The sequence below is a fragment of the Streptomyces sp. F001 genome (genome assembly GCF_004187715.1).
Lineage (GTDB): Bacteria > Actinomycetota > Actinomycetes > Streptomycetales > Streptomycetaceae > Streptomyces > Streptomyces flavusporus.
Window position 1 is genome coordinate 99,730 of the sequence record NZ_QZWF01000002.1, and the last position, 22,222, is coordinate 121,951.

23 protein-coding genes are annotated in these 22,222 nt (G+C 70.0%); 10 read left to right on the plus strand and 13 right to left on the minus strand.

From position 1 onward, the window contains the following. Positions 1–112 precede the first annotated feature (112 nt). Complete coding sequence (bla, locus tag StrepF001_RS08055; protein WP_129797619.1) at positions 113–1,054, plus strand: class A beta-lactamase; 942 nt, start codon at positions 113–115, stop codon at positions 1,052–1,054. A 61-nt stretch (positions 1,055–1,115) separates the two neighbouring features. Here bla and StrepF001_RS47340 read toward each other — a convergent pair whose 3' ends face one another. The 3 genes from StrepF001_RS47340 to StrepF001_RS08070 form a co-directional block, all read right to left on the minus strand. Continuing rightward, positions 1,116–1,949, minus strand: coding sequence for a peptidoglycan-binding domain-containing protein (locus StrepF001_RS47340; RefSeq protein WP_240797330.1), 834 nt, complete (start codon positions 1,947–1,949; stop codon positions 1,116–1,118). 129 nt (positions 1,950–2,078) lie between these two features. Further along, entirely contained in the window at positions 2,079–2,744 is a 666-nt protein-coding gene (locus tag StrepF001_RS08065; RefSeq protein WP_206306792.1) for a TetR/AcrR family transcriptional regulator, read from the minus strand. Continuing rightward, positions 2,741–4,036, minus strand: a complete 1,296-nt coding sequence (locus tag StrepF001_RS08070) for a helix-turn-helix domain-containing protein (RefSeq protein ID WP_129797620.1) — start codon at positions 4,034–4,036, stop codon at positions 2,741–2,743. Before StrepF001_RS08070 ends, StrepF001_RS08065 begins: the two co-directional genes overlap by 4 nt. 188 nt (positions 4,037–4,224) lie before the next feature. On the opposite strand from StrepF001_RS08070, the gene StrepF001_RS08075 reads away from it, so the two are divergent. Genes StrepF001_RS08075 through StrepF001_RS46295 form a run of 4 tightly spaced genes read left to right on the plus strand, consistent with a single transcriptional unit; the run spans position 4,225 to position 8,997 of the window. Beyond that, positions 4,225–4,983 (plus strand): ABC transporter ATP-binding protein, encoded by a 759-nt coding sequence (locus tag StrepF001_RS08075; RefSeq protein WP_165396195.1) that lies wholly within the window; start codon positions 4,225–4,227, stop codon positions 4,981–4,983. Continuing rightward, a complete protein-coding gene (locus tag StrepF001_RS08080) occupies positions 4,980–5,786 on the plus strand; it encodes an ABC transporter ATP-binding protein (RefSeq protein WP_129797622.1) in 807 nt (268 codons plus the stop codon). The genes StrepF001_RS08075 and StrepF001_RS08080 overlap by 4 nt, the downstream gene beginning before the upstream one ends. A gap of 5 nt (positions 5,787–5,791) precedes the next feature. Continuing rightward, the gene (locus tag StrepF001_RS08085) at positions 5,792–6,673 is read left to right on the plus strand and encodes a branched-chain amino acid ABC transporter permease (RefSeq protein WP_129798380.1); all 882 of its coding nucleotides are present in this window, start codon (positions 5,792–5,794) and stop codon (positions 6,671–6,673) included. Then, positions 6,670–8,997, plus strand: a complete 2,328-nt coding sequence (locus tag StrepF001_RS46295; RefSeq protein WP_206306793.1) for an ABC transporter substrate-binding protein — start codon at positions 6,670–6,672, stop codon at positions 8,995–8,997. Before StrepF001_RS08085 ends, StrepF001_RS46295 begins: the two co-directional genes overlap by 4 nt. A gap of 212 nt (positions 8,998–9,209) precedes the next feature. Here the strand turns inward: StrepF001_RS46295 and StrepF001_RS08100 are convergent, their stop codons facing one another. Together StrepF001_RS08100 and StrepF001_RS08105 are read right to left on the minus strand one after the other, a co-directional pair. After that, on the minus strand, positions 9,210–11,675 hold the full coding sequence (locus tag StrepF001_RS08100; protein ID WP_129797623.1) for a SpoIIE family protein phosphatase: 2,466 nt from the start codon (positions 11,673–11,675) through the stop codon (positions 9,210–9,212). 310 nt (positions 11,676–11,985) lie between these two features. Then, positions 11,986–12,318, minus strand: a complete 333-nt coding sequence (locus tag StrepF001_RS08105; protein WP_129796392.1) for a putative quinol monooxygenase — start codon at positions 12,316–12,318, stop codon at positions 11,986–11,988. A 12-nt stretch (positions 12,319–12,330) separates the two neighbouring features. On the opposite strand from StrepF001_RS08105, the gene StrepF001_RS49430 reads away from it, so the two are divergent. Continuing rightward, a complete protein-coding gene (locus StrepF001_RS49430; RefSeq protein ID WP_206306794.1) occupies positions 12,331–13,062 on the plus strand; it encodes a helix-turn-helix domain-containing protein in 732 nt (243 codons plus the stop codon). A 74-nt stretch (positions 13,063–13,136) separates the two neighbouring features. Here the strand turns inward: StrepF001_RS49430 and StrepF001_RS08115 are convergent, their stop codons facing one another. The 6 genes from StrepF001_RS08115 to StrepF001_RS08140 all read right to left on the minus strand — a co-directional run bounded on the left by StrepF001_RS08115 (position 13,137) and on the right by StrepF001_RS08140 (position 18,241). After that, a complete protein-coding gene (locus StrepF001_RS08115; protein ID WP_129797624.1) occupies positions 13,137–14,189 on the minus strand; it encodes an alcohol dehydrogenase catalytic domain-containing protein in 1,053 nt (350 codons plus the stop codon). 22 nt (positions 14,190–14,211) lie between these two features. Beyond that, complete coding sequence (locus StrepF001_RS08120; protein WP_206306795.1) at positions 14,212–15,219, minus strand: NADP-dependent oxidoreductase; 1,008 nt, start codon at positions 15,217–15,219, stop codon at positions 14,212–14,214. Positions 15,220–15,402: 183 nt separating this feature from the next. Then, complete coding sequence (locus StrepF001_RS08125; protein ID WP_129796391.1) at positions 15,403–15,657, minus strand: EF-hand domain-containing protein; 255 nt, start codon at positions 15,655–15,657, stop codon at positions 15,403–15,405. 159 nt (positions 15,658–15,816) lie between these two features. Continuing rightward, positions 15,817–17,025, minus strand: a complete 1,209-nt coding sequence (locus StrepF001_RS08130; protein ID WP_129797625.1) for a cation:proton antiporter — start codon at positions 17,023–17,025, stop codon at positions 15,817–15,819. A 115-nt stretch (positions 17,026–17,140) separates the two neighbouring features. Next, the gene (gene msrA / locus StrepF001_RS08135; RefSeq protein ID WP_129797626.1) at positions 17,141–17,653 is read right to left on the minus strand and encodes a peptide-methionine (S)-S-oxide reductase MsrA; all 513 of its coding nucleotides are present in this window, start codon (positions 17,651–17,653) and stop codon (positions 17,141–17,143) included. A 171-nt stretch (positions 17,654–17,824) separates the two neighbouring features. Further along, complete coding sequence (locus StrepF001_RS08140) at positions 17,825–18,241, minus strand: CBS domain-containing protein (protein WP_240797332.1); 417 nt, start codon at positions 18,239–18,241, stop codon at positions 17,825–17,827. Positions 18,242–18,394: 153 nt separating this feature from the next. Here StrepF001_RS08140 and StrepF001_RS08145 point away from each other — a divergent pair, with 153 nt between their 5' ends. From StrepF001_RS08145 to StrepF001_RS08160, 4 genes are read left to right on the plus strand one after another with little or no spacing between them, the layout of a single operon-like run. Continuing rightward, positions 18,395–18,994, plus strand: coding sequence for a sulfite oxidase-like oxidoreductase (locus StrepF001_RS08145; protein WP_129796388.1), 600 nt, complete (start codon positions 18,395–18,397; stop codon positions 18,992–18,994). After that, entirely contained in the window at positions 18,964–19,716 is a 753-nt protein-coding gene (locus StrepF001_RS08150; protein ID WP_129796387.1) for a ferredoxin reductase, read from the plus strand. The genes StrepF001_RS08145 and StrepF001_RS08150 overlap by 31 nt, the downstream gene beginning before the upstream one ends. Before the next feature lie 14 nt (positions 19,717–19,730). After that, on the plus strand, positions 19,731–20,003 hold the full coding sequence (locus tag StrepF001_RS08155) for a DUF6510 family protein (protein WP_129797627.1): 273 nt from the start codon (positions 19,731–19,733) through the stop codon (positions 20,001–20,003). Beyond that, positions 20,000–20,647 (plus strand): RraA family protein, encoded by a 648-nt coding sequence (locus StrepF001_RS08160; protein WP_129797628.1) that lies wholly within the window; start codon positions 20,000–20,002, stop codon positions 20,645–20,647. The genes StrepF001_RS08155 and StrepF001_RS08160 overlap by 4 nt, the downstream gene beginning before the upstream one ends. Position 20,648: 1 nt before the next feature. Here the strand turns inward: StrepF001_RS08160 and StrepF001_RS08165 are convergent, their stop codons facing one another. Together StrepF001_RS08165 and StrepF001_RS08170 are read right to left on the minus strand one after the other, a co-directional pair. Beyond that, complete coding sequence (locus tag StrepF001_RS08165; RefSeq protein WP_129797629.1) at positions 20,649–21,566, minus strand: NADP-dependent oxidoreductase; 918 nt, start codon at positions 21,564–21,566, stop codon at positions 20,649–20,651. 108 nt (positions 21,567–21,674) lie between these two features. Next, on the minus strand, positions 21,675–22,163 hold the full coding sequence (locus tag StrepF001_RS08170) for a carboxymuconolactone decarboxylase family protein (RefSeq protein ID WP_240797333.1): 489 nt from the start codon (positions 22,161–22,163) through the stop codon (positions 21,675–21,677). Between the last annotated feature and the right edge of the window lie 59 nt (positions 22,164–22,222).

The following is a 22,222-nucleotide window of genomic DNA, read 5'->3' on the forward strand; positions in this document are numbered from 1 at the left end:
ACGTCCGCGTCTTGGACCTCGGCACCTCACTGGCCGGAGAGTGGTCGACGCCCAGGGCTTTCCCCGGGCTCGCAGGTTCCCCATGTCATTCGACGGCTCGGAGGTCCATTCCATGACGCATCCGCTTCGCATCCGCCGGGGCGCCGCCTGGGTGGCGGCCGGACTGCTCGCGCTCGCCGCACTTCCGGCGTGCGGTCAGCACACCGCGTCCGGGGCCGGCTCACCCGCCGGCGCGGCGCGGTCCGCATCACCGGCGGCGGGCACGAAGCCCACCACTGCCGAGTTCCGGGCACTGGAGCGGGAGTTCGACGCGCGGCTCGGTGTCTACGCCCTGGACACCGGCACGGGCCGGTCGGTCGGCCACCGGGCGGACGACCGGTTCGCGTACGCCTCCACGTTCAAGGCGCTGGCGGCGGGTGCCGTCCTCCGCAAGTACGGGACGGACGGCATCGACAAGGTGGTGAGGTACTCGCGCGACGACCTGGTCGAGAACTCGCCCGTGTCCGAGAACTTCGTAGAGACCGGCATGAGCCTGCGGGGGCTGTGTGCCGCCACCCTCTGGTACAGCGACAACACGGCGGTCAACCTGCTCCTCGACGAACTCGGCGGGCCCGACGGCCTGGAGAAGGTGCTGGAGGAGTTCGGCGACGACGTCACCGAGATGGACCGGTACGAGACGGAGATGAGCGAGGGCACACCGGGTGACATCCGCGACACGAGCACCCCGCGAGCGATGGCGGGGAGCCTGCGGGCGTTCCTGCTCGGTGACGCCCTGAAGCGGGACGAACGCGAGCTTCTGCGGCAGTGGATGACGACGAACATGACCGGCCGGACGCTCATCAGGGCGGGCGTCCCCGACGACTGGGACGTGGCCGACAAGAGCGGCACCGCCGGATACGGGGGACGCAACAACATCGCCGTGGTGTGGCCCGACGACGGCGGCAACCCCATCGTCATGGCGGTCCTGTCCACCCGTGACAAGAAGGACGCCGAGCGCCGCGACGCCCTGCTCGCCAAGGCCGCCACCGTGGCGGTCGAGGGCCTCGGCCGCTAGCTTGATGTCCCGCACGAAGGCCGTGGGGATGAGCCGATGTCCGCCGCATGGCTGTCGGCCACTACTTCGTGCGCAGCATGAGGGCGTGGCGGGTGTTGTCCCCGTAGACGCCGCTCTCGTCCCCGCGGATGCCGTACCACTCCTGGAATCGGGCTACGGCCTGCCGGACTTCCGCGTCGTAGTGGCCGTCGACGGCGCCGCCGTCGTAGATGCCCGGGATCTGCAGCAGACGCACCTGCAACTCGTACACCCCGTGGCCGCTGTCCGCCTCGCGCAGCACGCCGGTGCCCGGGATCTGGGGGAGCGCGGAACTGCCGGGAAGCGGCCGGTCCGGTTGCTCCATGGATGCGGGGGGTTCCGCCGGTGCGGTGTGCTCGTTGTCGAGCAGGGCCGCGCCGACGATCAATCCGCTCACGGTGCCCAGTCCGAGGGCTCCGGCGACACGGATGCGCCGCCGGTCGATGAAGCGACCAGATCCTCGGCGTCGTCGGAGTCCTCCGCTTCCTTGCCGCTCGGGCGCGCGGACGACTTGCGGGGACACGGGCGCGTCGGAGGGCGGGGCGACGAGCGGGGCCGGAGGCGCATCCCACGGTTGCGGGATGGCGGAGCGGGGAGTGTCCGCAGGTGGGCCGGTTCTGCGGTCCGCAGCTGGTCGCGTGCCGCGTGACCACAGCGGCCCTGCCACGACTTCCTGCGGAATCCGGCGCAGGTGACCGGCAACAGCGCTGTCCTCGGCCGTGTCGCCGAGGCGACGGTGCTGCTGGTCCAGCGTGCGCAGGTCGGTCCGTGCGGCGTCCAAGGCGTCCAGAACGGCCTGGAAGGAGTCCCGGATTTCCTGCGCGGGACCGCCCCCGGACGTGCGGCCATGCCGCGGTTCGGCGTCGGGGATTCCCATCGGCAGTCCTCCTCGGGCGACATCCGTCGTGAAGCGATACGCACTCCGCGCAGCGTTGTCTCAACCCGCCACCCCGCCGCACCCGCACGTCTGTGCGGCACCCTTGGTGCCGTGCCCGGCGCCGGGCGTTCAGCCGGCCGGAGCCGACAGGTGGATGAGGATGCCGCACACCTCGTCCACGATCTCCCGGGCCTCCCTCTCGTCCGCGCAGTCGCCCAGCTCGCGCGCAGCCCCTCCGATGACGGTGGTCAGCACTCTCACCCGAACCCGGCCGACACGTCGCTTCTCGTCCACCTCCAGGAGCCGGGCGTTGCGCTGTACCCAGGCGCGGTCCCACTGGCGGCGCAGCGCGTCGAAGCCGGCGGGGCCGTCGTCCTCCACGAGGAGCATGGCGAGGCGCCGACTGTTCCAGGCACCCTCCAGGTAGGCCCTGGCTCCCGCGACGAAGAGGGCGATGGGATCGTCCACGCCACGGTCACGCTCGGCGGCCAGCGTGGCCGCGGTCCGGCGCTCCTGCTCCTCCCGGAACTCCTCCCAGAGGGCGAGATACAGGCCGCGCTTTCCGCCGTAGTGCTGGAAGAGGCTGCCCAGCGGGATGTGGGAACGTGTCGCGATCTCATTGAGACCGGCCTCGGTGTAACCGCGCTCGGTGAACACCTCCAGGGCGGCGCTCAGCAGGGCGTGCCGCACGGAGCCGTCCCGCTCGGCGTCCGCTTCCGGCAGGCGCGACTTCGCCTGTCCGTCCGGGTGCTGACGCGGCGTCTGCGTCCCGGTCGTCTCCACGATTCCGCTCACTGGTGTTCTCCGTCTTCCCTGTCCCCGTCGCGGATGGCGAGGGCGACCAGCAGTTCCAGGAGGTCGGCGATCCGGCGCGGATTGCGCCCGGTACGTTCCTCGATCCGGCGCAGCCTGTAGTGCGCCGTGTTGTGGTGCACCCGCAGCCGGTCGGCGGCCAGCCGCAGGTTGAGATCCGCCTCCGCGAAGGCCCGTATGGTGGCGGCCAGCGGATCGCCACGTCTTCGGTCCTCCTCCAGCAGCGCACGCACACGGGGATCGACCAACTGGCGGGCGAGGTCGTCGGCACGCAGCGCAAGGTAGTCGAAGGGGGACAGGCGCGGCAGTGCCGCCACCCCGCCCCCACTCGGCACGAGGTCGAGTGCGGCCCGGGCCTCCTCGTAGGCGCGCGGCAGTTCGCCGGCGCCCTGGGCGACGGTGCTGATGCCCATGGCGAGCATGGTCCCCTCCCGCGCGAGCCGCCGCTGCACGGCCCCGAAGTGCGCACAGATGTCCTCCGGGTCCATGCCGGTGCGCACCACGGGCACGGCCACCACCTGGCCATGGCGGACGACGACCAGGGTCCGGCCGGCCCAGGGCCCGGCGACGCTGAGGGACGCGCTGGTCGCGTAGCCGTGCTCGGCGGAGGTGAGGTCGCCGGTGCGGGTGTCGTCGACGCACACGGCCACGACCGCCATCATCGGCGAGTGCGGCCCGATGCCGTACGCCTGGGCCGCGGCGAGCAGGGGGCCACGCGTCGGTGCCGCGCCGGCCAGGAGTTGGTCCAGCAGGTCCCGGCGCTCCCGGTCCGCGTCCGCGACCACGTGCTGCTTGTACTCGACGTAGGCCTGCGCGGCATGGGTGCTGGCGTAGTCGACGTACCGCATCAGCGGGGTGACGAGTGACAGCGCGGCCTGCTGCGCCTCGGGGGACGGGCCCGCGCAGTCCAGCAGCGCGTCCCACAGCACCTGCCGGCCGACGCGGAAGGCGCTGATCCAGTCCTCCAGAGCGAACCCCGCGCGGGCCCTGCGCATGGCTGCCGCGCGGCTGAAGACCAGGTCCTCGGGGGCGATGTCGCGGTCGCCGGCCAGCGCCGCGAGCTGCATCCGGTAGTGCGTGAGCACCTGGTCACGTACGTCGTCGAAAAACCGCTCGTCCTGGAGGGCGTACGACGGGATCTCCGTGCGCATCACCGCGACGGCGGTCTGCGTGACCTCCTCGAGCCGGTCCTGGACGGCGTGCAGGATGCGGTGCCGCTCCCGGCTGAGCGGTTCGGAGAGTGCGGGGGCGCCCAGGGCGGGTCCGCGAGGCATGGCGCCGATCGTCGCTGTCCGCATCGTGTCCCGTCAACAGGCCCGGCGGGCGAGATCCCCGGGGAACTGGGCGCGGCGCACAAGTCGGAGGCCGCGAAGTTGGGTGCTCGCACCCAATGTGCCGCCGTAAGGCCCCCACCTACTGTGACGCTCGCTCACCCCCCAGCACCTCGGAAGGGGCGTCACTCATGCTCGCGGTCGACGGTATCAGCGTGCGCTTCGGCGGGATCACGGCACTGGACGGTGTCGCCTTCACCGTCGAGCCGGGCACCGCCGTGGGGCTCATCGGACCGAACGGAGCCGGCAAGACCACTTTGTTCAACTGCCTCACCAGGCGCTGCAGCCCTGATGCGGGAACGGTGCGCTTCGAGGACGAGGACCTGCTCGCCCTCCCGCCGCACTCCGTGGCCGGGCGCGGTATCGCCCGCACCTTCCAGAACCTGGGACTGTTCCCGCGGCTCACGGTCCGGGAAAACGTCATGGTCGGCGCCCACAGCCGGGGGCGCACCGGTCACTTCGCCGCGGCGCTCCGGCTGCCCCGCGTCCGGCGGGAGGAGAGGGAACTGCGTGACCAGGCGGACGACTTGCTACGGCGGCTCGGCCTGGCGGACGTCGCCGAGCACCCCGCCTCCGGGCTGCCGTTCGGCACCCTCAAACGCGTGGAACTCGCCCGGGCGCTCGCGGTACGCCCCCGGCTGCTGTTGCTCGACGAACCCGTCAACGGTCTCAGCCACGGCGAGGTCGACCAATTCGCGGATCTGGTCCGGGCGGTGCGCGAGGACTTCGACCTGACGCTCGTGGTGGTCGAACACCACATGGGGTTCGTGATGGGCCTGTGCGACAAGGTCGTGTGTCTCGACTTCGGGCGCAAGATCGCCGAAGGCCCGCCGGAGGAGATCCAGCGCGACCCGGCGGTCATCGAGGCGTACCTGGGGGTGGCGGCATGAGCGAGGCGACCACCGGTCCCACCGAGGCCGGGGCGAGTGCGGAGCCGGACTTCCTGAAGGTGTCCGACCTGCACGCCGGATACGGCCAGGCCCGCGTGCTCCAAGGCCTGGACTTCACCGTCGCACGCGGCGAAGTGTGCGCGATCCTCGGACCCAACGGCGCGGGCAAGACCACAACCCTGCGGGCCCTGTGCGGCATGGTCCGCGGACGCGGCTCGGTGACCTTGAACGGTACGGAGCTGCTGGGCCGTTCGCCCGAGCAGGCCGCCCGGCTCGGCGTGGCGCACGTGCCCGAGGGCCGGGGCACCTTCAACGACCTGACCGTCGAGGAGAACCTGCGCATCGGCGCCCACGTGCGCACCGGTCGACGGCGGCGGGGCCGCGCCGAGCGTGCGGCGGTGGCGGCCGACCTGGAACGGATCTACGGCTACTTCCCCAAGCTGCGTCAGCGGTCCCGCCAGGCCGCCGGCAGTCTCAGCGGCGGCGAGCAGCAGATGCTCGCCATCGGCAGGGCGCTGATGCTGCGGCCCTCGCTGCTGCTCCTGGACGAGCCGTCGCTGGGGCTCGCGCCGCTGGTCACCCGCGAGTTGTTCGAGATCGTCCGTGCCGTCAACGAGGAGGAACGCACCACCGTGGTCGTCGTCGAGCAGAACGCCCAGCTCGCACTGGATGTCGCGCACCGGGCCCACGTACTGGAGGCCGGCCGCCTGGTGCTGTCCGGACCGGCCGACCGGATCCGCGAGGACGGACAGGTCGCCGAGGTGTACCTCGGTGTCTCCGTCCGCGCGGGGAAGGGCGGGTGAGCGCCGTGACCGAGGTACTCCAGCAAGTGGTGGAAGGCGTCGGCTCCGGCGCCGTCTATGCCAGCCTGGCTCTGGCCCTGGTGCTGATCCACCGGTTCACCGGGATCGTCAACTTCGCCCAGGGCGAGCTCGCCATGATCTCCACCTATGTGGCGTGGCAGCTCGTGGCGTCCGGGATGTCGTTCTGGCTTGCGCTGCCGGTCACCCTGGTGGTGTCGTTCGCCGGCGGCATGCTGGTCGAACGGCTCGTCATCCGTCCCGTGCGGAACGCGCCCGAGCTGACGACGGTCATCGTCACGGTCGGCCTGTTCATCTTCGTGAATGCCTTGGCCGGTCTGATCTGGTCGTTCACCGTGAAGGACTTCCCGCAGCCGTTCCCCGACGGCGGGATGGATCTGGCCGGGGTGCGGGTGGACTGGTCGACGCTCGGGATCATCGCTGTGGTGGCCCTCGTGATGGGCCTGCTGTACCTGCTGTTCCAGCACACCTCCGTCGGCCTGGTGATGCGGGCGGCCGCCTGCAACGCCGTCTCCGCCCGGCTGTCGGGCATCCGGGTGGGCCGGGTGCTGATGCTCGGCTGGGGGCTGGCCGCGACGGTCGGCGCGGTCTCGGGCGTGCTCGTCGCCCCGGTGCTGTTCCTGGAGCCCAACATGATGGGCGGGGTACTGATCTACGCCTTCGCAGCGGCCACCCTCGGAGGCTTCGACAGCCCGGTCGGCGCGGTCGTCGGCGGCCTGCTCGTGGGCGTCGCCGAGACGCTGGCCGGGGCGTACGTGGACGTGATCGGAGCCGATCTCAAGGTGGGCGTACCCCTGGTGATCATCCTGGCGGTGCTGCTGATGCGGCCCCAGGGCCTGTTCGGACGAGCGGCGGTGGAGCGCACATGAGCACGATCGTCGCAAACCTCGGCACCGACCGTGCCCGGCGCCTGCGGGCCGCGCTCACCGCGCTGCTCGCCGTGGCAGTAGCCGTCGGCGCACCGTTCTACTTCGCCCCCTTCCAGGTCTTCCAGCTGACCATGGTCCTGCTGTACGCCGTGGCGCTGGCCGGACTCAACCTGCTGGTCGGGTTCGGCGGGCAGATCTCGCTCGGGCACGGGGCGTTCTTCGCGGCCGGGGCCTACACGGCCGCGGTCATGCTCGACCGGTACGACACCGGCCACCTGGCCACCCTGCCCGTCGCGGCCGTCGGATGCTTCCTGCTGGGCCTCGGTTTCGGAGTGCCCGCCCTGCGCCTGCGCGGGCTGTACCTGGCCCTGGTCACCCTCTCGTTCGCGGTGTTCCTGCCGCCGCTGCTCAAGCGGCTCGAACCGGTCACGGGCGGTTCCATGGGCCTGACCGTGGACAAGCTGCAGCCGCCCGCGTGGAGCGGGCTGGCCGAGGACCAGTGGATGTACCTCGTCGTCCTCGCCGTCACTGTGGTGGCCCTGCTGCTCGCCCGCAACCTCCTGCGGTCGCGCGTCGGCCGGGCACTGCTCGCCCTGCGGGACAACGAGAGCGCCGCGGAGGTCATGGGCGTACGGCTGTCCCTGCACAAGACCCTCGCCTTCGCGTGGAGCGCGAGCTTCGCCGGTGTCGCCGGGTGTCTGTACACCTGGGTGATCGGCTTCGTCTCACCCGACTCGTTCAGCTTCGTCCTGTCCATCACGCTGCTGGCCGGCCTGGTGGTCGGGGGCCTCGCCTCGCTGTACGGACCGCTGCTCGGGGCGGCGTTCGTGATGTACGTGCCGAGCGTGGCCCAGGACATCAGCGACGCGGCGCCCGGTGTGGTGTTCGGCCTGCTGATCATCGCGGTGATGTTCGTGGCTCCGACGGGACTGGCCGGTCTGGCGGGCCGCGCCCGGGGCGCCGCTGCCCGCCGCCTCTCCCGCACCTGTCGATGCCGAACCCGTGGGCGCACCGCCCCGCACGGAAAAGGAATGAATCACATGCGCAAGACGACCGCTCTGCGGGCGGCCACGGCCGCGGCCGCATCCACCGCCCTGCTCCTCGCCGCCGCCTGCAGCACCCAGCGCGGGCAGGACGACAAGGACGCCGCTGCCGACGGCGCGTGCCAGGGCCAACAGACCACGGGCATCACCGACAAGACCATCAAGCTCGGCGGAATCTACCCGCTGTCGGGACCGGCCTCCGCGTACGGCACGATCAGCAAGGGCGTGAGCGCCTACTTCAAGCACGTCAACGACAAGGGCGGCATCGACGGCCGCACGGTGGAGTTCACCGTGCGCGACGACGGCTACCAGCCGCCCAAGGCGGTCGAGGAGGCCCGCAGACTGGTAGAGCAGGAGAAGGTCTTCGCCGTCTTCCAGACTCTGGGCACCCCGTCCACAGCCGCCGTGTGGGACTACCTCAACAAGCGGAAGGTGCCGCAGCCCTTCGTCGCCACGGGTGCCTCCGTCTGGGGTACGGACGACAAGCACCCGTGGACCACGGGCTGGCAGCCCAACTACGTGTCCGAGGCACGGGTGTACGCCAAATACCTCAAGGAGGAGAAGCCGAAGGCGAAGGTCGCCGTCCTCTACCAGAACGACGACTTCGGCAAGGATCTGCTCGGCGGGTTCAAGGAGGCCGTCGCCGGCGGGGGCATCAAGGTGGTTGCCGAGGAGAGCTACGAGGTCACCGACCCCTCCGTGTCGGCGCAGATGACAAGCCTCGCCCGCTCCAAGGCCGATGTGCTGCTCAACATCACCACGCCCAAGTTCGGCAGCCAGGCCCTCGCCGCCGATGCCAAGAACACCAAGTGGAACCCGCTGCACATCGTGAACAACGTGTCCTCGTCCGCCACGGTGCTCAAGCCCGTCGGATTCAAGAACGTCCAAGGTGTGGTCTCGGCGACCTACTTCAAGGACCCCGCCGACCCGCAGTGGGCCGACGACGCGGAGATGAAGACGTACAAGGACGCGTTGAGCAAGTACGCGCCCGGCTCGGACCCGGCCAACCAGTTCAACGCCTACGGCTGGGCCGCCGCCTCCAGCCTGCACAAGGCCCTGGACGCGATGGAGTGCCCGACCAGGGAGGGGCTGCGGGACGCGGTGCGCAACCTCAAGGACGTCAAGGTGGACATGCTGCTGCCCGGTGTCACCCTCTCCACCGGGCCCGATGACGCCTTCCCCATCGAGACGATGCAGCTGATGCGGTTCAAGGACGAGCGGTGGCAGCTGTTCGGCAAGCCGGTGGACACCCGCAAGGAATTCGGTTCCCCGGCGAACTGAGCCGACGGGGGCGGTCCGAGTCGGTGCCCGACACCTGCGGACCGCCCCCGTTCCTTCGCGCCGTCCGGGATGCGGTGGACCCCGCAGCGTTCGGACAGTGCCTCCACCAGCCAGAGGCTCCGGCCGCTCTCGGCGGCGCCGTGCGCGACAAGCGAGCCGGCAGCGGATCCTCGACGCCGCTCAGTGCTCTTCGCGGAGCGTGGCGGCGCAGGTCAGGAAGGCCTGGTTTCACCGTTACGCGCGTTCGGAGCGGCAGTGGACAGTGGTTGCTCGGCCCAGATGGTCTTTCCGTTGCGGCCGTAGCGGGTGCCCCACCGTTCGGACAGCTGGGCCACCAGGAACAGGCCACGTCCGCCCTCGTCGGTGCTTCGGGCCTGGCGCAGGTGGGGGGAGGTGCTGCTGGTGTCCGAGACCTCGCAGATGAGATGGGTGTGCCGGATCAGTCGCAGCAGCACCGGGCCGCCGGCGTACCGGTACGCGTTGGTGACCAGTTCGCTCACGATCAGTTCGGTGACGAAGGCGAGCTCCTCCAGCCCCCACTCGGTCAGCTGGTCCGTCACCAGCGCCCGGGCCCGGCCGGCGGCAGTGGGGTCGGCCGACAGCTCCCACGTGGCCACCTTCTCCGCCGCCAGCACCCGCGTGCGGCCCAGCAGCAGCGTGACGTCATCGGGGGGCCGCTCGGGCAGCATCGCGTCCTCCACCGCCTTGCACGTGTGCTCCAACGAGCGGGCCGGACCGGCCAGTACGGTGCGCAGCAGTGCCAAGCCCTGGTCGATGTCCCGGTGGTCGGCCAGGAGCAGCCCATCGCTGCACAGGGCGAGCAGACTGCCCTCGTCCAGTTCGAGGTCGGCGGTCTCGAACGGCAGCCCGCCCACACCCAGCGGCAGCCCGGCGGGCAGGTCGATCAGGCGCACCCGACCGTCCGGCCCCAGCACGGTCGGCGGCGGGTGCCCCGCGCGGGCCATGGCGCAGTGCCGGGAGACCGGATCGTAGATCGCGTACAGGCAGGTGGCGCCGACGATCTGGGGGGCGCCTGCGTCGGCCTGCCGCTGTTCGGTGGCCAGATGATCCACCAGGTCGTCGAGCCGGGCGAGGACCTCGTCCGGAGCCAGGTCGAGATGGGCCAGGGTGTGCACGGCGGCGCGCAGCCGTCCCATGGTCGCCGACGCGTGCATGCCGTGGCCGACGACGTCGCCGACGACCAGCGCGACGCGTAGTCCCGACAGCGGGATGACATCGAACCAGTCGCCGCCGACACCGGTGGAGGCCTGCGCGGGCAGGTAGCGGTGGGCGGTGTCGACCGCCGGGTGCTCGGGTACCTCGCTCGGCAGCAGGCTGCGCTGGAGGGCCACGGCCGCCTGGTGCTCCTGGGTGTAGCGGCGGGCGTTGTCGATGCAGAGCGCGGCCCGGGCGGCGAACTCCTCCGCCAGGGTGAGGTCGTCCTCCTCGAACGGCTCGGGCCGCTGCCACCGCCAGAAACAGACCAGGCCGAGGACGACACCGCGCGCGGCCAGCGGCACCACCATCAGCGAGTGGACACCCAGCGCGATCATCCTGTCGGCCCGCTCAGGGTCGACCAGGAACCATTCGCGGTCGACCTCCACGGCGGGCTGAAGGACCGAACGCCGCTCGGCCAGGCAGCGTCCCTGCGCGGTCTGTTCGGGGAAGGAGAACAGATGGCCCAGCGGGTACAGCACCTGCAGCGCCTCGGGCCGGACGCTGCGGACCGCCGTCCTGCGCAGCGGGCCCACGGCGTCGGGGGCGGGTTCCTCCCCATGGGTCACGGGTTCCAGCAGATCCACCGAGAGCGCGTCGGCCAGCGCGGGAACCGCCGCCTCGGCCAGCTCACGCGCCGTCCTGGCCACATCCAGGGTGCTCCCGATTCTGGTGCCGGCCTCGTTGAGCAGCGCGAGGCGCCGACGGGCCCGGTGGCGGTCGGTGACATCCTCGATGATCTCGGTGACGCCGAGCACCCGGCCGGACGGGTCCTGCATCCGGAAGGCGGAAACGGAGACGATCAGTTCCTTCTGAGGGTCCCGCTGCAGCCGGCAGGGCTGCTCGGCGAAGATCACGGGCTGGCCCGTCTCCAGGACCGACCGGAGCCGTTCCTCGACCAGCTGCGCGTCCGGACCGAGCAGGAAGTCGGAGGTGCGAAGTCCGGGGTAGGCCTCGGCCGGCAGCCCGCCGAACCGGGCGATCGCCCGGTTCACCCGCAGCAGGCGCAGGTCCGGGCCGAGAACCGCGACACCGACCGGGGACCGGCGGAAGAAGCCGTCCAGCACGGCCCGGTCGACCTCCCACTGGACGACGTCCTCGGCGCGCGAGCCCACGAGCAGCCACTCGACGGTGGAGTCCAGGCGCTGCACCCTCCGGGCGCGGAACCCCACGTACACGCGGTGGCCTGCGCTATGCCGGACCGGCAGCAGCCCGAACCAGCCGCGCTCCCGCAGGCACGCGGCGACCGCCTCGGCGATCAGGGCCTCGTCTCCATCGGCGACCAGGACCTCGCGCAGCGGCCGGCCCAGCACCTCGTCGGCCCGATGCCCGAGGAGGCTCGTGGCCTGCTCGCTCCAGGCGACGACCCGCCCGTGGTCGTCCAGGACGGCGGACGCCGACTGGTAGATCGAGAAGGGGTCCTCCGGGCTCTCGCTGAGCGTCGTCAGGGATGTGTCGTCCATCGCCCCATCAACCTCGCACCGTTCGAGGGACTCGTAGTGCGGTGCGCCGGGCGCTCCCACCCGTCCCCGCGTGCCTGGGCTTGCAGCGGCTCATCCTCAGTATCGGCCGTGCGGGCGCCGCGCGCTTCGTCGTACCGGCTCCGCGGGGGCATGCGTTGGTACGCAGTGCCGTGAGCCGCCCACACGGCAGGGCACGGGGAAGCGGCTGTGGCGGCGCCGGCGGAGAGACAGCCGCAGACGCGTCGTAGCGCGTAACGGTGCCGCCGCAGTCCGCACCCCAGTCACTCCGGGGGAGTGCGCCCCACTCGTGCTACTCCTGCTCGGGAACGGCCATCTCGCCCAGCAGCGACCAGTCGTCCTGCGGAACGTTCGCGTTCACGATGCGAGGGGTCTCGACCAGATGCGGCGGCAGCGTCTGCTGTGCGGCCTTGAAGTGCGCCGACTGCACGTGAGCAGCGCCTGCTTCGTCATCGCGGAAGGCCTCGACCAGGACGTACTCCGTGGGGTCCGTCACGCTTCGCGACCAGTCGAACCAGAGGCAGCCGGGCTCCCGGCGTGTGGCTTCGGTGAAGTCGGCGGTGATCTCCGGCCACTGGTCGGCATGCTCGGGACGGACTCGGAACTTGGCGGTGATGAAGATCATCAGACTCTCTCCATGGACGTATGTCGATCGGCTGCGGGCCTGCAGCAGGTGACGGCGGTCGGCACGTGCGGCCGGTCCGGTAGGCCCGGCGGTGCGGTCGAGCGGGGCGGCAATGGCACGAGCGACGCCGGCCGTCGAACAGGCGGTGGCCGACTCGTGCCCGCCGGCCAGGACCTTGGCGACCAGATCCTACGGCGCCGGCCGGTGACCGGCAGGCCGCCCGCACCTGGAAAGTGCCCGGTACGGGGGGGATCGGTCCGCCGTGCTCTGCGGGTGCTCGAGGCGGTCGCGGCGGGCGGTGACGGCATCACCGCCAAGGCCGTCGCCCGGCGCGCGGGCCTCACCCTCCTGACGACGTACCGCCTGCTGCACACCCTGGTCCACGAGGGCTGTCTGGTCAGGCTCCACCAGTCCCGCGGGTACGGGCTGGGGTACAAACTCACCGGCCTGCACCGGCGCCTGTGCCGGCAACTCGAGGTGACCCCGGGGTGCTCGGTGTGCTCCACCAGGCTCCCCACGCCACGGCTTTCGGCAAGGTCATGTTGTCGTCGTTGCCGGCCGAGCGGCGTCGTGACCACCTGCGGCAGCAGGGACTGCCCCGGCTCACGGGGGAAGGTCGCGGGGGCCCTGGCCACGTCCATACCTGTGGAGTTGTTCGAGCAGCGGCATCGGCAGCTCGGGGATGCCGTGCGCGCCGGCGCAACCCGCGTCTCGCAGCTGATCGACGGCACCGCGCAGCCGTAGGCACGCTCCGCGAGCACACCGGGCGAGCTCGGCAGGGTGCGGACCGCCCGGACGAAGCGGCCCTGCGCAAAAAATCAGCGGGTGGGGTCGAGAAGGATCTTGCGGACGCCGTCGGAGCGGCCTGCGAACAGTTCGTACGCTGCCGGGCCTTCGGAGAGGGCGAAGCGGTGGGAGACCACGACCTCGGGCTTGATCCGGCCGGCCCGGGTGAGGGCGATCAGGGGAGGGAGTTCGTAGTGGATCGAGCAGAGCCCGATGGCGAACTCCAGTTCCTTGACCTGTGCCAATCCCATGTGGAAAGGGAACGCCTTGCTGTGGCTGACCCCGATGACGCTGACCCGGCCGGCCTGCCGGACGGCCTTGAGGGCGAGATCGATGGTGGCGTCCGAGCCCACGGCCTCCACCACGGCGTCCGGCCCGCGTCCGCCGGTCATGTCCCGTACGGCCGTCCGTGCGTCCTCGCCCTCGACCGGCTCGACCCCCAGGGTGGCGGCGAAGGCGCAGCGCTCCGCGACCAGGTCCGTGCCCAGCACCCGCGCGGCGCCCATCGCGAAGGCGGACTGGGCGGCCATGAGGCCGACCGGGCCGAGGCCGATGACCAGGACGGTCTCACCGGGCTGGATACGGGCACGGCGGCAGCCGTACCAGGCCGTGGGCGCGTTGTCCGTCAGGACGACGGCGGCCTCGTCGGAGATGCCCTCGGGCAGGTGCACCAGATTGACATCGGCGTACGGCACCGCCAGCGCCTGGGCCTGGCTGCCCGGAAGCTGCGGGCTGACTCCGTAGCAGAGCTCCGTGCTGGACTTGGCGCGCTCGCACCGGGCGGTGAACCCGGCCGCGCACGACCGGCACAGGGTGCAGCCGGCCGAGGCGGGCACCAGAACCCGGTCGCCGGGCTTGAAGCGGGTGACCTGGCCGCCGGTGTCGACCACCACACCGACGCACTCGTGTCCCGGCGTGTAGCCCAGTTCCGGGCTGAACGGGTTGCCACCGTAGATGTGCAGGTCACTGCCGCAGATGCCGGCCGTGGTGACCTGGACGACCGCGTCGGTGGGGCTGGTGACGGCCGGGTCGGGGACATCCCCGTAGCGGATGTCATGACGGCCGTGGTAGCTCAGTGCCTTCACCGGATTCCTCCCCCTCCGCCCGTCAGTCCGCGATCTTCAGGACCAGCTTGCCGTGGTTCTCACCACGGAACAGCCGCATCAGGGTTTCGGGGAACGCCGCCACTCCACCGGACACCACGTCCTCAAGGGACTTCAGCCGGCCCTCCGCCCGCCACGTGGCCAGCTGTGCGACGCCCTCGGCGTACCGGTCGGCGTAGTCGAACACCACCATGCCCGTCATGGAGGCGCGGTTCACCAGCAGAGACAGGTAGTTGGCAGGGCCTTGCGGCTTGGTGCTGTTGTACTGGGAGATCGCGCCGCAGACGACGACACGGGCACCGCGCGCCAGCCGCAGCAGCACGGCGTCCAGAACGTCACCGCCGACGTTGTCGAAGTACACGTCGACGCCGGCGGGGGCATGCTCGCGCAGCGCCTTGCGCACGTCCTCGTTCTGGTAGTCGATCGCGGCGTCGAACCCGAACTCGTCGACCACCAGCCGGCACTTGGCCTCGCCGCCGGCGATGCCGATGACCCGGCAGCCCAGGATCTTGGCGATCTGCCCGACGACGCTGCCGACCGCCCCCGCCGCTCCGGAGACGACGACGGTCTGGCCGGGCTCGGGACGCCCGATGTCGATCAGGCCGAAGTAGGCCGTCAGTCCCGACATGCCGAGAGCACCGAGATACGTCGGCAAGGGGGCCATCGCCGGGTCGACCTTGGTCACGCCGAGTCCGTCCGACACGCAGTACTCCTGCACGCCGAACGAGCCCGACACATGGTCGCCGACCGCGAACCCGGAGTGCCGGGAGGCGATCACCCTTCCCACTGCGCCGGCGCGCATCACCTCGCCGATCTCCACCGGGCGGATGTAGGACCTGCCCGCGTTCATCCAGCCGCGCATCGCCGGGTCGATCGACAGACAGAGCACCTGCACCAGGAATTCCCCGTCGCCCGGCTGCCCGGTCGGCTCCTCGACGTGCTCCCAGTCGGTCGGCCGCGGCTCTTCCACGGGGCGTGCGGCCAGGCGCACCTGGCGGTTGATGCGGCTCATCTCCGGCGGCTCCTTCGGGACATACCATCCAGTCGGTATGGATGGTGAGCGTACGGGTGCCATGCCGTCGGAGACAAGAGGGGGCCCGGTGCGACGTACGGTTCATGCACGCGGCCGGCCCCACTCGCGCCCCGTATCGCGTGTCGCGCCGGCCCGCCGCCTGCAGCGGAGGCCGGTCCGGTGTCAGTGCCAGCCGAAACGGCGGTCGACCAATGCCGCGAACTCCTCCAGGGTCAGTACCGCGTCCCCGTTCTGGTCAGCGGCGTCGAACAGCGCGGAGGAGGCATCGGCGTCGCCCACGCCCCAAAACGGCAGATCCCCCGACGCGGCAAGAGACGGGCCCTTCGTGCGCAGGGCGGTGATCACCTCTTCGCGGGTCAGGGTCCCGTTCTGGTCGAGGTCGAGTGCCTCGAACAGCTTCCGGGCCTTGTCGCTCATCTTGACGTCCTCGTTCCCCTCGTCGGCGGGGCGGGCCGACCCGCCCGCTCCCAGACGAAAACGTCTCCGCTCCGGACCACGTTCCCAGCCTCCCGGCATCCCTGCCGCCGTTGCGGTACGCCTGCGCCTGCCAAGTGACAGCGGGAGCCGTTCTTGGGATCAATCCGGGTCCTTTCCGGGCTCCGAGCTTGCGGATGCTCGTGAACGGTTCAGCAAGGGCAGGGCCGTCAGAGGAAACACGACCACCGACAGCAGGCCTGCCGCCACCAGCGCGGCGGCGTTGGCCGGCCGGATCGCGTCCAGCTTCAAGCCGATCGTTGTCGCGGCCACGATGACGGGGAGGGAGGTGGCCTGCAGGAGTCCGCTGGCCATGATCTCCGCGCGCGAGAGCCCGGCGCTGCGGTAGGCCAATGCGGGCAGTCCCCGAACGAGGAGCAGCGCGGCAAGGAACATCGGTACCCGCAGCACCGTCTCAGCGTCCGCGAACAGGGCTCCTACGTCGAACTGGATACCGCTCGTCACGAAGAACACCGGGACGAGGAATCCATAGCCGAGGCCCTCCAGTTTGACGTGGAACTGCGGGTGTGTCCGTTCGGCGTCGGGGTCGACCAGCCGTAGTACGGCCCCCGCGATGAAGGCACCCAGAATGGCCTCGAATCCCAGGTGCAGGGCGACCGCGGACAGGCCGACAATCAGAGCCATTGTCAAGCGGACCCGGACTTGGGCGCTTGTGTCCGCCAGCTTCACCACGGCCCCGGACAGCCACATGGAGCGTCCTGCACGCATCGAGGCCACCATGACGAGCGCCACCAGACAAGCGAGGCCGAGCAGGAGAAGCAGCCTGGAGGCCGGGCCCGACGCATGCTCGGAGAAGAACAGCGACAGCAACACCACGGCGCTGATCTCTCCTGCCGAGCCGCCACCGATGGTCAGTTGGCCGACCGGCCGATCGACCGCGTCGGCGTCCTTCAGGATCGGGACCAGAAGACCCAGAGACGTGGCCACCAGCGCGGTTCCGATCAGCAGCGGGCTCTCGACCAGCCCGGCGATGTGCAGCCCCCAGCCGACGGTCGCGGCCAGCGCAAGTGTGCCCGCCAGACCCATACCGATGAGCCGTGCCCACGGCCCGCGTAGCTGCTGGAAGTCGATCTCGAGCCCGGCAAGGAACAGCAGGAAGCTCAGGCCGATGATCGACAAGGCCTGAACGATGGCGTCCGGTTGCACCACGTTCAGCACCGCCGGGCCAAGGACGATCCCGGCCACGATCTCGAGGACCGGGCCCGGAAGAGGGACGCGGGGCATCACCGCGAGGAGGAACGGGACACCGGCGGACACCGCGAGAACGATGACCAGATTGTCGTACGACATCGTGACTCCGGCGGCCGTCGGTGGGCAGCCCTCGGGCGCATGTCACCTCAAGCCGAGCGTGTGGGGCCCTGCCTGACAGGTTGTAGAGTCCAGGCGCCTGTGCGGTTCGCCGCCGTCAATCCCTCGCGCGAGTGGGAAGCCGCCAGCCTGGGCGGACAAAGTGGCAGGTGTACCCGTCGGGATAGCGCTCCAAGTAGTCCTGGTGCTCGGGCTCGGCCTCCCAGAAGGGTCCGACAGGTTCGATTTCTGTCACAACCGTGCCGGGCCACAGGCCAGAAGCGTCGACATCGGCGACGGTGTCCTCCGCCACTTTCCGCTGCTCCTCGTCCACGTAGTAGATGGCCGAGCGGTAGCTGAGACCGATGTCGTTACCCTGGCGGTTCTTCGTCGTCGGATCGTGTATCTGGAAGAAGAACTCCAGGAGCGTGCGGAAGTCGGTCCGGTCGGGATCGAATGTGATCTCGATCGCCTCGGCGTGTGTGCCGTGGTTGCGGTACGTGGCGTTGGGCACGTCACCGCCGGTGTAGCCGACGCGGGTCGACGTCACTCCGGGCAGGCGTCGAATCAGGTCCTGCATGCCCCAGAAACACCCGCCTGCCAGAACGGCCCTCTGTGTCTGTCCTGTCATCTCGGTCCTCCGCGTTTGTGTTGTCGTCGTTTCCGAACGGACTGCGGTAATCGGCAGGAGACGGCTTCTGGGTTTTGCGGTACCCGGATATTGTCCCTCCTTTCGCGTTGAGCCGGAAGCGCACCGGGCTGGTGCACGCAGCTCAAGCGCCGGACAGGCAGTGCCCGGATGTCAGTGGTTGGCTGGTGCATTGTTGAGTGCGATGAGAACCTCCTGGGCGTGCGGGGTGGAGGCGATGTCGCCCAGCGAGAGCAGACCCACGATGCGACCCTCGTCCACGACGGGCAGCCGGCGCAGTGCGTGGTCACGCATGAGCGTGCTTGCCTCACACAGTGACGTGTCGGGGGTGACGGTGACGAGGTCCCCGGAGGCGGCCTCCAGCGCTGTGATGCTGCCGGCAATCAGACCTTCGGCGATGACGCGGACCGCGATGTCGCGGTCGGTGACCAGCCCATGGAGGGCGTCGTCGCTGATGACCAGAACGCAGCCGACGTCGGCCTCCCGCATGCAGGCTGCCACCGCGGTCAGCGAGGTGTAGGGCTCGACCGTGACGACGTCGGTGGTCATGGCGTCGCGTACCAGCTTCACGGGTTCCTCCGCTCTTCAGTGATGTCTTCAGTGATGTGATCCATGACGTGGTTCTGAAGCCATACCACTCCGGAGCCTTTTTCTGCCGAGATGCTGTGCTGTGCGATGTCCTGGAGAATGGAAACCGCCTGCTTCGGAGAATGGGGGCACGACATGCCCATCGTTTCGCGCGGATTCCACGGCCGAGCGCGGGAAACCCGGCACAGACTTCCTCCTGGGCAGTACGAGACCACCGACTTCCCCGTTCTGTCCGCAGGACCCACCCCCAGGGTGAACCCTGACGAATGGGAGTTCACCATCCGCACAGAGACGGGCACACGGCACAGCTGGAACTGGGCGGAATTCACTGCGTTGCCCAGCCAGACTCCGACCGTTGACCTGCACTGTGTCACCAAGTGGTCGAAGTTCGACACGGAGTGGCAGGGAGTTTCCTTGGACGTCCTTCTGGAGGACGTGGAGACCAGTGCCGACTACGCACTGGTTCACTCCTACGGCGATTACACCACCAACGTGCCCCTGGAGGACCTCCTCGACGGGAAGGCATGGATCGCCTACCGCTACGACGGCGAGGAACTCGCGCCGGAGCACGGCGGCCCCGCCCGACTGCTGGTTCCGCACCTGTACTTCTGGAAGTCCGCCAAGTGGGTGCAGCGCATCCAACTGCTCGATGAGGACGAACGGGGATTCTGGGAGAACATCGGCTACCACGATTATGGGGACCCATGGCGCGAGCAGCGGTATCAGGGCGACTAGGGGACCGGCTGCGCTGGACGACAGCCCGCCTGACCGATCGGCGTATCGAGTCCGACGCTGCGCGCACCCTCGTCTTCGAGGTGCCCGGCTGGCCGGGTCATCTGGCGGGGCAGCATGTCGATGTGCGACTCACGGCGGAGGACGGCTACAGCACACAGCGCAGTTACTCACTGGCGTCGGCACCCGACGGCGAGAGCGTCGAGCTGACCGTGCAGCGTGTCGATGACGGCGAGGTCTCCCCGTATCTGACGGACGAACTGGCAGTGGACGACGTGGTGGAACTGCGCGGACCGGTCGGCGGCTGGTTCGTGTGGCGGCCCGAGCAGAAGGAGCCGATTCTGCTGGTGGGCGGCGGCTCGGGCCTGGTGCCGCTGATGGCGATGATCCGCATGCGCCGCGCGGTCGGCAGCCGTACGCCCTTCCGGTTGGTGTACGTCGTGCGCAGCCCTGAGTACCAGCTCTTCGTATCCGACTTGAGAGGGGACGATCCGGGCCTCGACAAGACGTACCTCTATACCCGCTCCACCCCGGCCGAGTGGCCGCGGCCCCCCGGGCGGTTCACCGCTTCGGAGTTGTCGAACGCCGGGTGGCCACCGGACTTTGAACCCACTTGCTACGTCTGCGGTTCCACCGGCTTCGTCGAAACGGCCGCCGGCCTGCTGGTGGCCCTCGGCCACCAGCCCGGCCGTATCCGCACCGAGCGTTTTGGATCCAGCGGATGAGGAGCTGAATCTCCATGACCGTGACGCCGGACTTCCTTGACGGCAACGCCGCCGCCGGGGATCTCGAAGCCCTGTTCGGAACCGATATGACCGTGGTTTCCGGACGATGCCGCGGCTGCGGTGAACAGATGGTGCTTGCCCAGACGCACGCTTACCTCGATGGTCCCGGGATGGTGCTGCGCTGTCCCGGCTGCGACAGGGTTCTGCTTCGCCTGGTTCGCTCTCCCACCGAGATGTGGCTCGACGCCGGCGGACTGGACTACCTCAAGATCCCCGCACCGGCATGACTGCCCGCGAGAACGACCGCCTGCAGGATCTCGCCGCGCGAGTACGTACCCCCGATGTCGTCGATGCCATGGGACGGATGCACCGTCACCGGTGTCACATCGACGACCTGGTGAGCCCGACCCCGGGCCGTGTCCTCCTGGGCCCCGCGGTGACGATCTCGTTTCTCCCTGCATGCGGGGAAGCACTCCCACCTGAGCAGTTCAATTTCCTCCGGCTGTTCCATGACGCCATCGCACAGGGCGCACAGGGGCGGGTGCTGGTCCTGGCCGGCAACGGGCATACCGGCATATCGCTCGGAGGCGGAACAAAGCTCTCGCTGGTGGCGGTACATGGTCTTGCCGGGGTCCTGGCCGACGGCCGTCTCCGGGACTTCGTCGACATCGCGACGTACGACTTCGCCGCCTACTGCTTGGGGGAGACGAGTAAATGGGGCGGTGACGTGGTGACGCCGTTCGAGGCGAACCGGCCGGTCGTCGTGTCCGGCGTGACCGTCCGCCCGGGTGATTACGTGTTCGCGGACGCGTCCGGCGCTGCCGTCATCCCCGCTGCACAGGTCCTCAGCGTGTTCGAGGAGGCCAACCGCATCGCACAGGACGAGGCAACGTTCGTCGAGAGCATCCGTCGCGAAAACCCCTCCGACTAGCTCACGCAACTTGGATGACCGTCTTGCCGACTGTTCCCTTCTTCGTGCGGAACGCCTCCGGCGCCCGGTCCAGAGGAAGGACGGCACCCACCAGCGGGCGCAGCCGGCCCTCCCGGTGCCGGCCGATGATCTCGAGGAGGTGACTGCGGTCGGGTTCGACGATGAAGTACATGGCCCGGCCGTCCTCGGGCCGCACCTTCGGGGGATGGGCGATGGTCACCAGGGTGCCGCCGGGCCTGACCACGGCGGCCGAGCGGGCGAGGACCTGCCCGCCGATGGCGTCGAAGACGAGGTCGACGTGGCCCACGGTCTCCTCCCACGCCGGCTGTTGAAGGTCGAGGAAAACCTCGGCGCCGAGCTCCAGTACCTGCTCCCGGCTGCCCTCGCGCCCCGTCCCGATCACGCGCGCCCCGGCTTCGCGGGCAAGCTGTGTCGCAGCCATTCCCACGCCCCCTCCCGCTCCGTGCACCAGCACGCTCTGCCCGGCCTCCAGCCTTCCGTGTACGAACAGGCCCTGCCAGGCGGTGAGGCCCGGCATCGGCAGAGCCGCCGCCTGGACGTGGTCGATTCCCGAGGGCAGTGGCGCCAGGTTGCGCGCTTCCACCGCCACGTACTCGGCGAGAGTGCCGTCCCGGTTCCAGTCGGTCAGCCCGACGACACGCTGACCGGCCGACAGCCCGGTCGTGCCCACCGCGACCTCGGCGACCTCACCCGACACCTCGTGTCCCGGAATGACGGGCGCTCGGTCCCGGCCGCCCCGGTCGACCCAGGTGGCCGGCCAGGTCAGCTCATCCGGAGTGAAGCAGGCCGCGTGCACCTTTACGATCACGTCGCCCTCGCCCGCGTACGGGTACGGTGCCTCTTCCACCACCAGGCCGTCGACGGCGGCATCACGGTCGTGGGTTCGCACGGCCTTCATCGGGGCTCCTTCCGGCAGCGAGGAGACTTCCCCACCGTTCCAGGATGACGGCGTGGCGCCCTCGGGGCGATCCGGGGCGGCGCCTCGCACGGCCTGAAGGTGGGCCGATCACGGTCGGGAGTTGCTCCGTACCGGGTGCTTGCTCATGATCGAGACCCGGTTGAACGCGTTGATGGTGATCGCCACCCAGATCACCGCGGAGATCTGGTCCTCGGTGAGTGTCTCGCGCGCCGAAGCGTAGGCGGATTCCTGTGTCGTGGCGTCGGCGGGGCTGGTGACGGTCTCCGCCAGAGCGAGTGCGGCTCGTTCCGCGGGCGTGAACAGTTCGGTGTCCCGCCAGGCAGCCAGGACCCCCAGCCGCTGGGGGGTGTCGCCTGAGCGCAGGGCGGCCCGAGTGTGCGTGTGGAGGCAGAAGGCGCAGCTGTTGATCTGCGAGACGCGCAGGTTGATCAGCTCTACGAGGGTGCGGTCGAGTCCGGCGTCGGCAGCGACGGCACGGACCGCCTCGGACGTCTGGACAAGGGCGTCGTAGGCCTTTGGGCTCTGCTTGTCGATGAAGATCCGCTGAACCGCCGGTTCCGTCGTGCTGCTGCTCAACCCGGGACTCCTTCGGTGATGGCGCCCCGTCCACGTGGTGCGTGGTGTACGCGGTCGTG